This window comes from Micromonospora palomenae, assembly GCF_007829925.1.
In the GTDB taxonomy this organism is placed as follows: domain Bacteria; phylum Actinomycetota; class Actinomycetes; order Mycobacteriales; family Micromonosporaceae; genus Micromonospora; species Micromonospora purpureochromogenes.
In genome coordinates, this window is sequence record NZ_VIXA01000003.1 from 306,239 (window position 1) to 320,128 (window position 13,890).

Genomic DNA, 13,890 nt, shown 5'->3' on the forward strand with positions numbered 1-13,890 from the left:
GGCGACGCGGACCCGTGCCGGCGCCGCCCGAATCGGTTAGCGGTAGTTGTCCGGCCGGGGTCGCGGAGGTGTCCGCGCGGGTGGTGAGGTGGGCGCGGGGAACTGGCACGCTGACGCGGGGGCGACGGTGGGTGGGGAGCTGACTGTCCATGGAGGATCATCCGGAACTGATGCCGCTGTTGACGGTGGCGGGCGGGGCGATGCGCGGGGCCAGCTTCCGGCTGAGCCCACGGCCGCAGGTGATCGGCCGCGCGCCGACCGCCGACATCGTGGTGACCGACCCGCACCTGAGCCGGCGGCACGCCGAGGTGCGGCTGACCGACGCCGGGGCGGTCCTGGTGGACCTGGGGTCCACCAACGGCACCTGGCTCAACGACCGGCGGATCAGCGGCCCGGAGCAGCTCTGCGACGGTGACGTGGTGCGGCTCGGCCGTACCGAACTGCGCTACTTCGACCCGGGCCTGGCCACCACCGACCCGGTGGGGCTGCGCTTCGCCGGCGGGGGCCCGGTCCGCCGGGACCACCGGCCGACCCTGCCGCTGCCGCTGGCTACCCCCGCCACCGCGCCGACCGACGCCTGGCCCGCCGGCGGCGAGCCGGTCGGGTCGGCGGCCGGGACCGACGGCGCCCCCTGACCTGCCGCCGCGTCCCTGACCTCCGGAGACCGTGCCGCCCCCCGGTCGTCGTGCGGGGCGCGGCACATCCGGCCGCGCCGGATCGTGGGCGGCCGGCCCATGGACCGGGGGACGCCGCCGTGGCAGCATGCCGCGGATGGAGATCGAGCAGCGGACCGTGACGGCGAACGGCATCACCCAGCAGGTACGGGTGGCCGGGCCGCCGGACGGCGTGCCGGTGCTGCTGGTGCACGGCAACGGCTCCTCCTCGGCGTTCTGGGAGCCGCTGGTCCGCCGGCTGCCCGCGACGCTCCGGGTCGTCGCGCCCGACCTGCGCGGGTACGGCGACACCGAGACCGCCCCGGTCGACGCGACCCGGGGACTGGCCGACTTCGCCGACGACGTGGCCGCCCTGCTCGACGAGCCGGGTCTCTTCGCCGCCGGCGCGCGCCCGGTCGTGGTCGGGCACTCCCTCGGTGGCGGGGTGGCGATGCGGCTGCTGATCGACCACCCGGACCGGGTGGCCGCCCTGCTGCTGGAGGCTCCGGTATCGCCGTACGGCTTCGGTGGCACCCGCGACCTCGACGGCACCCCGACCACGCCCGACTTCGCCGGCACCGGCGCCGGCTCGGTGAACCCGGACTTCGTGGCCAGGCTCGCCGCCGGCGACCGGAGCGCCGACGCCCCGACCAGCCCGCGCAGCGTGCTGCGGACGACCTACGTCGCCGACCCGGCCTCGCTGGGCGAGGACGAGGAGCTGCTGCTGGACAGCCTGCTCTCCACCGCCACCGGCGACGACAACTACCCCGGCACGGCCGGCACGTCGCCGCACTGGCCCGGTACCGCGCCCGGGTCGCGCGGTGTGCTCAACGCGCTCGCCCCGGCCCACTTCCGGCTCGCCGACGAGATGGTCGCCGTCGAGGTCAAGCCGCCGATCGCCTGGGTACGCGGCGACGCCGACGTGATCGTCTCGGACACCTCGCTGTTCGACCTGGCGTACCTGGGGTCGTTGGGGATGGTGCCGGGCTGGCCGGGGGAGCAGGCGTGCCCGCCGCAGCCGATGGTCGGGCAGACCCGGGCGGTGCTGGACCGGTACGCCGCGGCCGGCGGCACGTACCGGGAGGTGGTGCTTCCCGGCTGCGGGCACAGCCCGCACGTGGAACGGCCGGCCGAGTTCGTGGCCGAACTGCTGGCGCTGACGGGGGTGCCGGCGACGAACTGACCCGGTGCGTGAAATATCCCACGGCGTCTCGACAACGCAGCGTCGCGTGGCAGACTCCGGCGCATAACCTTAGTCGCCGTTCAAGTCGGCGGGGGTGCGGAGCAACCAGGGGAGGCCGGTCGTGGCGCGCGAGTTCACCAGTGTGGGTGTGGTGGGTCTGGGCACCATGGGTGCCGGCATCGTCGAGGTGTTCGCCCGCAACGGCATCGACGTCGTCGCGGTGGAGATCTCCGAGGCCGCCCTGGAGCGTGGCCGGACCACCCTCACCGGCTCCACCGACCGGGCCGTCGCCAAGGGCAAGCTCGCCGAGGCCGACCGGGACGCCCTGCTGTCCCGGGTGCACTTCCAGGTCGGGCTGGACGCCCTGCACTCGGTGGACCTGGTCATCGAGGCCGTCCCCGAGCACCTCGACCTGAAGCAGCGGATCTTCGCCGAGCTGGACCGGGTCTGCAAGCCCGAGGCCATCCTGGCCACCAACACCTCGTCGCTGAGCGTCACCGAGATTTCGGTCGCCACCACCCGGCCCAACCAGGTGATCGGCATCCACTTCTTCAACCCCGCCCCGGTGATGAAGCTGGTCGAGGTGGTCCGCACGGTGGTCACCTCCGCCGACGTGGTCGCCGACGTCGAGGCCCTCTGCGAGCGGCTCGGCAAGGTCGACGTCACCATCAGCGACCGGGCCGGCTTCATCGCCAACGCGCTGCTCTTCGGCTACCTCAACCACGCCGTCAGCATGTTCGAGTCGCGGTACGCCACCCGCGAGGACATCGACGCGGCCATGAAGCTCGGCTGCGGCCTGCCGATGGGCCCGCTCGCGCTGATGGACCTGATCGGCCTGGACACCGCGTACGAGATCCTGGACACCATGTACCGGCGGGGCGGTCGCGACCGCCGGCACGCGCCGGTGCCGCTGATCAAGCAGATGGTCACCGCGGGTCTGCTCGGCCGCAAGTCCGGCCGGGGCTTCTACACCTACGAGCGGCCGGGCTCCCCGGTGGTCGTACCCGACGAGCAGACGCCCGTGGCGTCGGAGTCGGCACTCGCCGACGGCGCCCGGGGGATCGCCAAGGTCGGCGTGGTCGGCTCCGGGACGATGGCCACCGGCATCATCGAGGTCTTCGCCAAGGCCGGCTACGAGGTCGTCTCGGTCACCCGGGGCGCGGAGAAGTCCGCCAAGGTCTTCGAGTCCGTCAAGACCTCGCTCAACAAGGGCGTGGTGCGGGGCAAGCTCAGCGAGGCCGACCGGGACGCGGCGCTGGGCCGGATCAACTGGTCCGCCACGCTGGAGCACCTGGCCGACGTCGACCTGGTGGTCGAGGCCGTGGTCGAGGAGCTGAGCGTCAAGAAGGCCCTCTTCGCCAGCCTCGACGAGATCTGCAAGCCGGGCGTCGTGCTCGCCACCACCACCTCCTCGCTGCCGGTGATCGACGTGGCGATGGCCACCCAGCGGCCGGCCGACGTGGTGGGGCTGCACTTCTTCAACCCGGCGCCGATCATGCCGCTGATCGAGGTGGTGCAGACGATCCGCACCTCGGCGGAGACCACCACCACCGCCAAGGCGGTCTGCGCGACGCTGGGCAAGACCGGTGTGGTCTGCGGTGACCGCTCCGGGTTCATCGTCAACGCGCTGCTCTTCCCGTACCTGAACGACGCGGTGAAGATGCTGGAGGCCAGCTACTCCACCGCCGACGACATCGACTACGCGATGAAGCTCGGCTGCGGCTACCCGATGGGCCCGTTCGAGCTGCTCGACGTGGTCGGGCTGGACGTCTCGCTGGCCATCCAGCGGGAGCTCTACCTGGAGCTGCGCGAGCCGGGCTTCGCCCCCGCGCCGCTGCTGGAGCACCTGGTCACCGCCGGTTACCTGGGTCGCAAGAGCGGCCGGGGCTTCCGCGACCACACCCGTCGCTGACCCCGGTCAACACACCGCGCCCGTGACGGCGTCTTGAGGGTGTGACGTTCGAGGAGTACGTCAGCAGCCGCGGCCCGGCGCTCGTCCGCCTGGCCCGGCTGCTGACCGGTGACGAGCACCGCGCCGAGGACCTCACCCAGGACGTGCTGGCGCGTGCCTACGTGCACTGGCGCAAGATCGCCCGTGTCGACCACCCGGACGTCTACGTGCGCCGGATGCTGGTCAACGCCAACACGTCCTGGTGGCGCCGGCGGTCCAGCCGTGAGCTGGCCACGGCGGAGTTCGCCGAGCTCCCGCACCGTGGCGACCTCGGCGGCGAGGCGGCCGAACGGGACGAGCTGTGGCGGATGATCCTCGCGCTGCCCGACCGCCAGCGGGCGGTGCTGGTGCTGCGCTACTACGAGGATCTCGACGACGGGACGATCGCACAGATCCTGGACTGCTCGCCGGTCACCGTCCGCACCCACGCGATGCGGGCGCTCACCCAGCTGCGGGGGCGCTACGGCGTCCCCACCACCAACGGGAGCCGGCCGTGACGGACCTGGACCAGCGGATCGCCAGCACACTGCGGGAGCGCGCCGAGGGCGCGGTGGACACCGACCTGTTGACCAGCCGGGCCGTCAGCGCGGGGCGGGCCCGGCGGCGACGTCGCCGGGTGGGCGCGGGTGCGGCGCTCGCGCTGGTGGCGGCGCTCGGATTCGGCGCCGCCACGGGCGGCGCGCTGCCGGTGCCCACGCCCTGGCCGCACGTGGCCCCGGCCGCCGCCCCGGTCGCCCCGCCGCCGGCCCCGGACGCGCCGGTCGCGGCCGTCTCGCCGGAACTGGTCGGCACCGACGCGGGCGTGCTGCACCTCGGGGTGGACACCACCCGCGCCCGCTACCTCGGTTGGGAGTCCGGGCGGGGGGTGGAGAGCGTCCTGGTGGAGGTCGCCGGCGGGCGGCGGGTGGCGATCGACGTGGCGCCCGGCCCGGCCGAGGTCGAGCAGGCCCGCCACGAGGGGATGATCTACGGCCCGGACCGGACGGCTTCGGCCGACTTCGATGGGCAGGTCGAACGCCTCCCGCCGGCCGGCCCCGGTGGCGAGCCGGGGTGGGTGGTACGCCTGCGGATCGGCCCGCTGCACGCCCGGGTCACCACCGTCGGCCCGGACGACACCGCCGTGCGGACGGCCGTCGGGGCGCTGCGGATGGACCGCGCCCACCGGTGCCCCGCCCCGCTGCGGCTCACCACGCTGCCGGCCGACGCGTTCCTGGCGCGCTGCGCGGTGAACGTGGTCAACTTCCCCGACTCGGTGGACGTCACCCTCACCGTCGGCGCGCCCGGGGAGAAGCTGATGGACGTCCGCCTGGAGCGTCACTCGGAATTCGACGGTGGCCGGGCCACGGGGAACCGGACGATCGGCGGCAGACCGGCCCACCTCCACCCCGGGGGCGAGGAGTTGGAGCTGCTCGGCATCCCCAAGGCGCACCTCACCGCCCGCTTCGGGCGGCCGGGCCAGGGGTTCACCGAGTCGGACGCGGCCTTGGTGCTGGGCGGGGCGCGGATCGCGGACGACCTCACCCGGCCGGAGAGCTGGGACTGACCGGGCACCGGCCGGCGAAAGGTCCCGGCCGCCGGACCGTACGCTGGAAAGCGTGAGCCCCCGTCGCAATCGTCCCCGCCGGGACGACGCCGCCCACCTGGAACCCGACCGCGTCCGCCAGGGCGTCGCCTCGGTCCAGCAGTGGCGCGACGGCGAGTGGCAGGTACGCGGGATCGGCGGCGGTGCGTCCACCAAGACGTACCGCTGCCCCGGCTGTGACCAGGAGATCCGCCCGGGCGTGGCGCACCTGGTGGCCTGGCCGGTGGACGGCACCGGCGACCTCACCGACCGCCGGCACTGGCACAGCGGCTGCTGGCGGGCCCGGGACCGGCGCGGCCCGGCGATCCAGCGGGGGCGCAGCGCCCCGAAGTACGGCTGAGCGATCTGGATCACCCTGTTTCCGCCCGAGCGGGCGGCGGCGGTGAAGTCGCGCCAGACTTGAGCGGTGAGCACACCGATCCGCGCGTCGTCGATCCTGCCCGGCCACCGGGAGGACATCGAGCTGCACACCGCCGACGGCCTGCGCCTGGTCGGTGAGCTGGCCCGGCCGGTCGACCGGGAGCCGGTGGCCACCCTGGTCTGCCTGCACCCGCTGCCCACCCACGGCGGGATGATGGACAGCCACGTCTTCCGCAAGGCGGCCTGGCGGCTGCCGGCCCTGGCCGACCTGGCCGTGCTCCGGTTCAACACGCGGGGCACCAGCAGCGTCCGCGGCACCAGCGAGGGCGCCTTCGACGCCGCGGTGGGGGAGCGGTTCGACGTCGCCGCCGCGATCGAGTACGCCGAGTTCCACGAGCTGCCCAACATCTGGCTGGTGGGCTGGTCGTTCGGCACCGACCTGGCCCTGAAGCACGGCTGTGATCCGGCGGTGGCCGGCGCCATCCTGCTCTCCCCGCCGCTGCGCTTCTCCGAGCCGGCGGATCTCGCGGCTTGGGCCGAGGCGGGCACCCCGCTCACCGCGCTGGTGCCCGAGTTCGACGACTACCTGCGGCCGGACGAGGCGCGGGAGCGCTTCGCCGCGGTGCCGCAGGCCGAGGTGGTCGGGGTGCCCGGCGCGAAGCACCTCTGGGTGGGCGACGCCGAGACGGTGCTGGACGAGATCGTCCGGCGGGTCAACCCGGCGGTGCCGCTGCCGCTGCCCACCACCTGGGACGGCCCGATGGAGACCGGCGACGTCAGCGCGTACGCCGACCGCACGGTGGCCTCCTTCGCCGACACGCCCGTCCCGGGGCCGGCGCGGGACTGAGGGTCAGCGGGCCTCCTGCCGGGGCAGCACCACCTCGCGCAGGATGAGCTGGAGCGCCGCCACCATCGGGATGGCGATCAGCGCACCGACCACGCCGATCAGCGCCACCCCCAGCAGCGCGGCGAGCAGGGCGGCCACCTCGTTGACCTCCACCGACCGCCGCATCACCTTCGGATAGATCAGGTAGTTCTCCACCTGCTGGTAGACCAGGAAGAAGGCCACGCAGGCGATCCCCGCCGGCAGCCCGGTGGCGAACCCGACCAGGGCGACGATCACCGCGCCGAGAGTGGCGCCGATCTGCGGGATCAGGTCCGTCACGGCGACGACCACGGCCAGCGCGAACGGGTACGGCAGCCCGACGACCAGCGCGAAGACGAAGGTGCTCACGCCGGCCAGCACGGCGATGCTCAGCGCGCCCACCATGTACGCCCCGACCTTGGTCAGGATCGCGTCGCCGATCAGGCTGACCCGCTGCCGCCGCGAGCGGGGGACCAGCCCGTACGCCAGGGCGCGCAGCTTGTCGAAGTAGACCAGGAAGTAGATGGTCAGCACCAGCACGGTGAGCGCCCGGAGCAGGGTGCCGAAGATGAGCTGGGCGCCGCCGAGCACACCGCCGAGCGCCCGGCCCACGGTGTCGGCGTTCGCCGCCGACTGCACGCGCTCCATCACGTCGTACCGTTCCACCAGGTCGTTGACCGTGCGGCTGCGCCGCAGCTCCTCGACGTAGCTGGGGATCTGGTCGACGAACTCCCCGGTCTGTGTCACCACCGGCGGCACGAGCGCCACCAGGCCGCCGGCGATCAGCAGCACCAGGGTGAGCACCACCGTCGCCACCGCGAGACCGTGCGGCACTCCCCAGGCGCGCAGCCGGACCACCGCCGGGTTGAGCCCGACCGCCAGGAAGAGCGCGATGACCACCAGGACGAGGATGCCGCCGGCGTTGCGGACGCCCAGATAGAGCGTGTACGCCAGCAGCACGCCGAGCGCCCCGGTGAAGCCGACCAGGAAGCTGCTCCGCCGCAGCGGCCGCCCCGGCTGGCCGTAGCGTCCTGAGGGGGTCGCCACCGGAGCGGCCGGCTCGAATTCCGTCGGGTCCGCGTCGGTCGGGGTGCCCGCGTACGCGCCGGCCGCGGGTCGTTCCCCGGTGGGCTCGAAGTCCGTCGGGTCGGCGTCGGTCGACGGGTGCTCTCCGTCGCGTGGGGTGCCTCTCCCGTCGGGCGTGGTGGGTCGGGTGCCGGCGTCGTCCCGAAATTCGCCCTCCACCGGTTCGTCCTGTCCCACCCGACCTCCCCGGATCGTGCGCCGGCGGTACGCCCGAACCTGTCGGACGTCCCGGCCCGGGCCCGGGCCGGCTCCCCTGCCCGGAGGGTAGTGGCCGGCAGGTGCCCCGAGCCAGCCCTGCCCGCGATGTCCGGCCGCCGTCCAGGCCTGCCGGACCAGCCACGCCCCGCCGCCAGCCGGGCCTCGGCTGGACGACCATCCACCCGGGCGGTCCGCCCGGGGTCGGGTGCTTGCCGACCGCTGGTCCGTCATTCCACCTGGAGCGTCGCACCGCGCCGGGGTCCCTTCGGCTCCTTTGCTCTGCTGCTCCGCCGGCAACACTGGGAGCGCTCCGCTGTTGCCGGGAGCGCAGCAGAGCAAAGCGTGTGGCGGAGGGGTGTCGTCGGGGCCGGGTCGCCACGACGCTGGCGGGTCGGCACCGCAGCGGGGGCGGGATTGTGAGTCGGCACCGTCGTGGGCGGCGACCGTGGCGGGCTGGGACGGTCGTGCGTCGCGACCATCGTGGGCCGCGATTGTGGTGGGGCTGGGACGGCTGTGGGTCGGCACCGTCGTGGGCCGCGACCGTGGCGGGCTGGGACGGCTGCGGAACGGGACCGTCGTGGGCCGCGTCGAGGCGGTTCAGGACCCGGGACAGCCTCAGGACCTCGGCGGCGCAGGGCGATCCGGTCCGGCCCGGTGGCGACGCGGACGGCCGGATCACCGCGCGGGGCCGGGCGAGTCCTGGCCCAGCTCAGCCGGGCGGCCGTTCCGGCGCTCGCCGCCGGAACGCCCCGGTCACTCCGACTCGGCGGTGACCTTGCTCGGCTTCGCGCCGCGCTCGTCGGTGGTCGGCTTGGTGGGCCGCTTGCCGTTTTCGCCGGTGCTGGTGATCTTGGTCGGGGTGGCCTCGCGGCCGCCCGTGCCGGGCACCGCGGCCACCGTCGGTTCCCCGTCGACACCGGCGCTGGCCGTGCCACCGTCCACGGTGGTCACCGGCTCGCCCACCGGACGTGCCTTGGGCTTCGCCCCGTCCGTGCCGGCGACCGGCTCGGCCTTCGGCCTGGCCCCGTCGGTGTCCGGCGCGGTCTTCGCGCCGTCGCCGGTGACTCGCGCACCGTCGGCGATGGCCTTCACGGCGTCGGCCTTGGGCTTCGCGCCGTCGCCGGTGGGCTTCGCGCCGTCGGTGCTCGGGGTGACGCCGGCGAGCGCCGGAGCGGCACCGTCGGTCGTCGGTACGGCCGCCGTCCCGGTGACCTTCTGGAGCTGGAGCTCGGTCATCTGCCGCTGGAGCTCGTCGGACTCCTGCCGCGCCTGCCAGGTCTCCTGCCGCAGGTCGGCGAGCTGCTGCTGGGCCTGCGCGATCTCCAGCATCACCTGGGCGAGCTGCTGCCGGCCCGCCGCCGCCTCCTGCTGCGTCGCGGCCAGGTGCTGCTGGGTGGTGGCCAGGTGCTGCTGGGTGGTGGCGGCGTACTCCTCGAACTGCCGGCGGGACGCCGCGACGTGCTCGTCGGCCTTGCGGCGCTTGTCGGCCGACTCCGTCTCGGCCCGCTGGAGCAGCGTGGTGGCCTCCTCCTCGGCCCGGCGGCGCATGGTGAGCGCGTCGACCTCGGCGGACCGACGGACCTCGGCGGCGCCCTGCTCGATCTCGTCGCGGCGCGCCGTCCACTCCCGCTCCAACTGGTCGTGGCGGGTCTTGTGCTGCTTCTCCAGCTCGTCGCGGCGCTTCGCGTACTCCTGCTCGATGGCGGCGCGACGCTGGGCCAGCTCCCGGTCGGCGGCCTCCCGCCGGCCGTTGACCTCCTTCTCGACGCCGGCCCGCCAGGCGCCCAGCTCCTGCTGCGTCTGAGCGCGGGCGTGCTGCACGTACGCCTCGGTCTCGCTGCGCATCCGCTGCACGTACGCCTCGGTCTCGGCGCGGCTGCGCTTGGCCGTCTCGGCGGCCTCCGTGGTCAGCCGGTGCGCCTCCTGCCGGGCCCGGCCACGGGTGCCCTTCGCGGCCTCCTCGGCGTCGTCGGTGATCCGCTTCGCCTCCTGGAGGGCCTTGGCGTGGGTGGCCCGCCCGGCCTCGGCCGCCGACTCGGTGAGCCGCTTGGCCTCCTGCTGGGCCTTGGCGTGCACCTCCTTGGCCGCCTCGCGCAGCTCGGTGGCCTCCTGCTGCGCCTTCGCCAGCGCCTCTTTGGCCGTCTCGCGCAGCTTGGTGGCCTCCTGCTGGGCCCGGCTGTGGATCTCCTTGGCCGTGTCGCGGAGCTGGGTGGCCTCCTGCTGCGCCTTCGTCAGCGCCTCCTGGGCGGCGGTGCGCAGCCGGGTCGACTCGTCCTGGGCGGTGGCGCGCAGCCGATTCGACTCGTCCTGGGCGGTGGCCCGCAGCCGGGCCGCGTCCTCCTTGGCGCTCTTGAGCGCGGCCGACGCCTCGGCCTTGCGGGCGGCGGTGTGCCGCTCCTCCTCGGCGCGCCGCGCCGCCAATGCGATCTCGAAGTCCTTCAGCGCCTGGGCGGCCTGCTCGCGGGCCTCGTCGATGATGTGCTCGGCGGCGGCCCGGCGGGCCTCGATCTCCTCGTTGGCGGCGCTCAGGATGGCGTCCGCCTGCTCCTCGGCGAGGGCGAGGATCTGCTCGACCCGGGGCCCCAGGTGCTTGAACGAGGCGCGGTCCACCACGCCGATCTGCTTGCGCACCTGCGCCAGGTCCCGCTGGAGGTGCTCGACCTGCCCGGCCAGCTTGTGGATCTGGGTGTACGCCTGTTCCCGCTCGGCCGTCAGGGTCGCGATCTCGTGCTCCGCACGAGCGACGTACCGGTCGACCTGTCGTTTCTCGTACCCCCGCAGGGCGGACTCGAAGCTGGGCTCCGTGGTCACGTCCCCGCCGAGAGCGAACAGTTCCTCGCCGTGCGACATGCCCCCATCCTCACACGCATCCGGTCCTGCTGGGGCGATACGGACGCCCCTGTTGCGACCTACTTCACTGCGGTCGTACCGGTCGTATCAGGGGTTGGGAAACGCATACGGCGCGGGGCGCCACCGGTCACCCGGTGTCACCCCGCGCCGTGATCTCATGCCCCGACGGTGCGGTGGGTCAGCTGGTCGTCTCCGCGGTCGCCCGCTGCTCGGTGCCGGCGGCCTTGGCGGCCTCCGGCTTCGCCGGCGCGGCGGCCGGCTGCTGCGCCGGCACACCCGGCACGATGCCGGCCAGGCCGGAGAGCATCTGGCCGAGCTGCGAGGTGACGGCGTCCTTCTGGCGGGTGAGGTCCTCGACCTCGCGGCGGGCCGCCTGGGTGGTCAGCTCCGCCTCGGTGCGCGCCTCGGTGAGCAGCCGCTTCGCCTCGGCCTTGGCCTCGTTGAGGGTCTTGTCGGCGAGCGCCTTGGCCTTGTCGACGGTCTCGTTGGCGGTGCGCTCCGACTCGACCCGGCGGGCCTCGGCGCGCTGCTCGATCTCCTTGGCGCGCTCCTGGGCGGCGCGAGCCCGCTGCTCGGCCTCGCCGACCAGCTTCTGGGTCTGCGCGACCTGCGCGGCGTGCCGCTCGGACTCCTCGCGCTCGGCCTTCTCGCGACGCTCGGCGAGCTGCAGCTCCAGGGCCTGGAGGTCCTTGTCCCGCTTGTCGCGGGCGTCGGTGAGCAGCTTGGTCGCCTCGGCCCGCTTCTCCTCGGCCTCACGCGCGGCCTTGGCCCGCTGCTGAGTGATCTCCCGCTCGGCGGTGGCGCGCAGGGTGGCGACCTCCCGCTCGACCGTGGACTTCAGCTCGGCCACCTCGTGCGCGGTGACCGTACGCAGCTGCTTGGTCTCCCGGTCGGCGTCGGCGCGCAGGGTGTCGGCCTCGCGGCGGGCCTGCACGCGGACCTCGGCGGCCTCCCGCTCGGCGGTGGTGCGGACGTTGCCGGCCTCCCGCTCGGCGGTGGCCTTCATCGCCGCCGCCTCGGCGCGCGCCTTGTCGGTGATCTCCCGGGCCTCCAGGCGGGCCGCGGAGAGGATGCCCTCCGACTCGCGCTTGGCCTCGTTGCGGTGGTCGTTGGCCTGCTCCTCGGCCAACCGCAGGATCTGCTCGACGCGAGTGCCCAGGCCGGAGAGGGTCGGCCGGCTGTTCTCCTCGAGCTGCTTGCTGGTGTCGGTGAGCTTCTGCTCGAGCGCGCTCTGGCGCTGCTCGGCCTGGCGGAGCCGACGCTGGGCGTCGTTCATCCGCTGCTCGGCCTCGGCGCGGGCCTGCTCGGACTGGGTCAGCGCGGCGGTCATCCGGCCGATGAAGTCATCGACCTGGTGAGTGTTGTATCCGCGCAGGCCGACGGTGAAATCTGGCTGCGAGTTCGCGTTATCGAAGAACGCGAGAGGGGAGGACTGCTGCTGGGGCATTGGGACATACTTGCAGACCCCCCGGGGTCGTTCGCAAGAGCGGTCCCGAGCTTTCGTGTCCTCATTACATGGTCAACTTCCGCACTCGGCGGACACCGGACCAATCGGCGATCTTGGCAGGTCCCGGGCGGGCCGAGGTCACGCCGAGTGAGCGGGAAAAGGGCCGCGGGGGATGCCCGCGGCCCTTTGCTCGTCGTCACTCGAATGGGGGTGCGCCACCCATGTGGAAAGGCAATGTGCGCCTCACCGCAATGGGCATGCCGGCATCACCCGGACGGCTCAGTGGCCGCGGAACCGGTTGATCGCACCCTCGTGGCGGGCCCGCAGCTCGGTGTCCCGGACGCCCAGCCCGTCGGTGGGGGCGAGGCAGCGCACGCCGACCTTGCCCTGGTGGGCGTTGCGGTGCACCTCGTACGCCGCCTGGCCGGTCTGCTCCAGCGGGTAGGTCCTCGACACCGTCGGGTGGATCAGGCCGAGGGACACCAGCCGGTTGGCCTCCCACGCTTCCCGGTAGTTGGCGAAGTGGCTGCCGATGATCCGCTTGAGGTGCATCCACAGGTAGCGGTTGTCGTACTGGTGCTGGTAGCCGCTGGTGGAGGCGCAGGTGACGATGGTGCCGCCCTTCTTGGCCACGAAGACGCTGGCGCCGAAGGTCTCCCGGCCGGGGTGCTCGAAGACGATGTCCGGGTCGTCGCCGCCGGTCAGCTCGCGGATCCGCTCGCCGAAGCGCCGCCACTCGTCCTGGTCCTGGGTGTGCTCGTCCTTCCAGAACCGGAAGCCCTCCGCGGAGCGGTCGATGACCAGCTCGGCCCCCATGGACCGGCACAGCTCGGCCTTCTCCGGCGAGGAGACCACGCAGACCGGGATCGCGCCGCCGTTGAGCGCCATCTGGGTGGCGTAGCCGCCCAGGCCGCCGGAGGCGCCCCAGATCAGCACCACGTCGCCCTGCTTCATGTTGGCGCCGTGGTGCGAGACCAGCTGCCGGTACGCGGTCGAGTTGACCAGCCCGGGGCTGGCCGCCTCCTCCCAGCTCAGGTGGCGCGGCTTGGGCATCAGCTGGTTGGCCTTGACCACGCACAGCTCGGCGAGACCGCCGAAGTTGGTCTCGAAGCCCCAGATCCGCTGCTGCGGGTCGAGCATGGTGTCGTCGTGGCCGGCCGCGTCCTCCAGCTCCACCGAGAGGCAGTGCGCGACGACCTCGTCGCCCGCCTTCCACTTGGTCACGCCGGGACCGGTGCGCAGCACCACGCCCGCCGCGTCCGAGCCCACCACGTGGTACGGCAGGTCGTGCCGGCGGGTCAGCTCGGAAAGCCGGCCGTAGCGCTGGAGGAACTTGAAGGTCGGCAGCGGCTCGAAGATGCTGGTCCAGACCGTGTTGTAGTTGATGGCGCTGGCCATCACCGCGACCAGGGCCTCGCCCGGGGCGAGCTCCGGGGTGGGCACCTCCTGCAGGTGCAGGGCCTTGCGCGGGTCCTTGTCGCGGGTGGCCATCCCGTCGAACATCCGGGTGTCCTCGGCCCGGACGACCATGCCGCGGTAGGTCTCCGGTACCGGCAGTCCGGCGAGACCAGCGAGTTCGCGCTCCGGTCGGTCGGAGCCTTCCGCCGCCATGATCGCTTCGAGGATGTCCTGCACGGTGACCTCCCGTTCGTCCGCACCCACGCCGGGGGGCAGGGGTGCTGCCATCGTCGGCGCCGGTGCGACCGACCGCCATG

At 73.5% G+C, this 13,890-nt stretch carries 11 protein-coding genes; 7 read left to right on the top strand and 4 right to left on the bottom strand.

Annotated features, from left to right (window positions below; genetic code table 11):
• The first annotated feature begins 149 nt into the window (after positions 1 to 149).
• The 7 genes from FHX75_RS22350 to FHX75_RS22380 all read left to right on the top strand — a co-directional run bounded on the left by FHX75_RS22350 (position 150) and on the right by FHX75_RS22380 (position 6,576).
• Entirely contained in the window at positions 150 to 635 is a 486-nt protein-coding gene (locus FHX75_RS22350) for an FHA domain-containing protein (RefSeq protein WP_154942297.1), read from the top strand.
• 136 nt (positions 636 to 771) lie between these two features.
• On the top strand, positions 772 to 1,836 hold the full coding sequence (locus tag FHX75_RS22355) for an alpha/beta hydrolase (protein WP_154942298.1): 1,065 nt from the start codon (positions 772 to 774) through the stop codon (positions 1,834 to 1,836).
• Between the two features lie 121 nt (positions 1,837 to 1,957).
• Entirely contained in the window at positions 1,958 to 3,748 is a 1,791-nt protein-coding gene (locus FHX75_RS22360; protein ID WP_154942299.1) for a 3-hydroxyacyl-CoA dehydrogenase family protein, read from the top strand.
• Between the two features lie 41 nt (positions 3,749 to 3,789).
• Entirely contained in the window at positions 3,790 to 4,284 is a 495-nt protein-coding gene (locus FHX75_RS22365; RefSeq protein ID WP_154942300.1) for a SigE family RNA polymerase sigma factor, read from the top strand.
• Positions 4,281 to 5,330: a hypothetical protein gene (locus FHX75_RS22370; protein ID WP_154942301.1), complete on the top strand. Its 1,050-nt coding sequence runs from the start codon at positions 4,281 to 4,283 to the stop codon at positions 5,328 to 5,330. The genes FHX75_RS22365 and FHX75_RS22370 overlap by 4 nt, the downstream gene beginning before the upstream one ends.
• Positions 5,331 to 5,427: 97 nt before the next feature.
• Entirely contained in the window at positions 5,428 to 5,709 is a 282-nt protein-coding gene (locus FHX75_RS22375; RefSeq protein ID WP_154942719.1) for a hypothetical protein, read from the top strand.
• Positions 5,710 to 5,775: 66 nt separating this feature from the next.
• On the top strand, positions 5,776 to 6,576 hold the full coding sequence (locus FHX75_RS22380) for an alpha/beta hydrolase (protein WP_154942302.1): 801 nt from the start codon (positions 5,776 to 5,778) through the stop codon (positions 6,574 to 6,576).
• A 3-nt stretch (positions 6,577 to 6,579) separates the two neighbouring features.
• On the opposite strand, the gene FHX75_RS22385 is transcribed toward FHX75_RS22380, so the two are convergent.
• The 4 genes from FHX75_RS22385 to ccrA form a co-directional block, all read right to left on the bottom strand.
• Positions 6,580 to 7,641 (bottom strand): AI-2E family transporter, encoded by a 1,062-nt coding sequence (locus FHX75_RS22385; protein ID WP_154942720.1) that lies wholly within the window; start codon positions 7,639 to 7,641, stop codon positions 6,580 to 6,582.
• 990 nt (positions 7,642 to 8,631) lie between these two features.
• Complete coding sequence (locus tag FHX75_RS22390; protein ID WP_154942303.1) at positions 8,632 to 10,728, bottom strand: coiled-coil domain-containing protein; 2,097 nt, start codon at positions 10,726 to 10,728, stop codon at positions 8,632 to 8,634.
• A 178-nt stretch (positions 10,729 to 10,906) separates the two neighbouring features.
• Positions 10,907 to 12,175 (bottom strand): DivIVA domain-containing protein, encoded by a 1,269-nt coding sequence (locus FHX75_RS22395; RefSeq protein WP_154942304.1) that lies wholly within the window; start codon positions 12,173 to 12,175, stop codon positions 10,907 to 10,909.
• Positions 12,176 to 12,454: 279 nt separating this feature from the next.
• A complete protein-coding gene (gene ccrA, locus FHX75_RS22400) occupies positions 12,455 to 13,810 on the bottom strand; it encodes a crotonyl-CoA carboxylase/reductase (protein WP_154942721.1) in 1,356 nt (451 codons plus the stop codon).
• Positions 13,811 to 13,890: the final 80 nt, after the last annotated feature.

Excerpts from the sequence above, each read along its gene's own strand:
- FHX75_RS22390 (WP_154942303.1), bottom strand. The coding sequence starts at position 10,728 with ATGTCGCACGGCGAGGAACTGTTCGCTCTCGGCGGGGACGTGACCACG.
- FHX75_RS22350 (WP_154942297.1), top strand. The coding sequence starts at position 150 with ATGGAGGATCATCCGGAACTGATGCCGCTGTTGACGGTGGCGGGCGGG.
- FHX75_RS22355 (WP_154942298.1), top strand. The coding sequence starts at position 772 with ATGGAGATCGAGCAGCGGACCGTGACGGCGAACGGCATCACCCAGCAG.
- FHX75_RS22395 (WP_154942304.1), bottom strand. The coding sequence starts at position 12,175 with ATGCCCCAGCAGCAGTCCTCCCCTCTCGCGTTCTTCGATAACGCGAAC.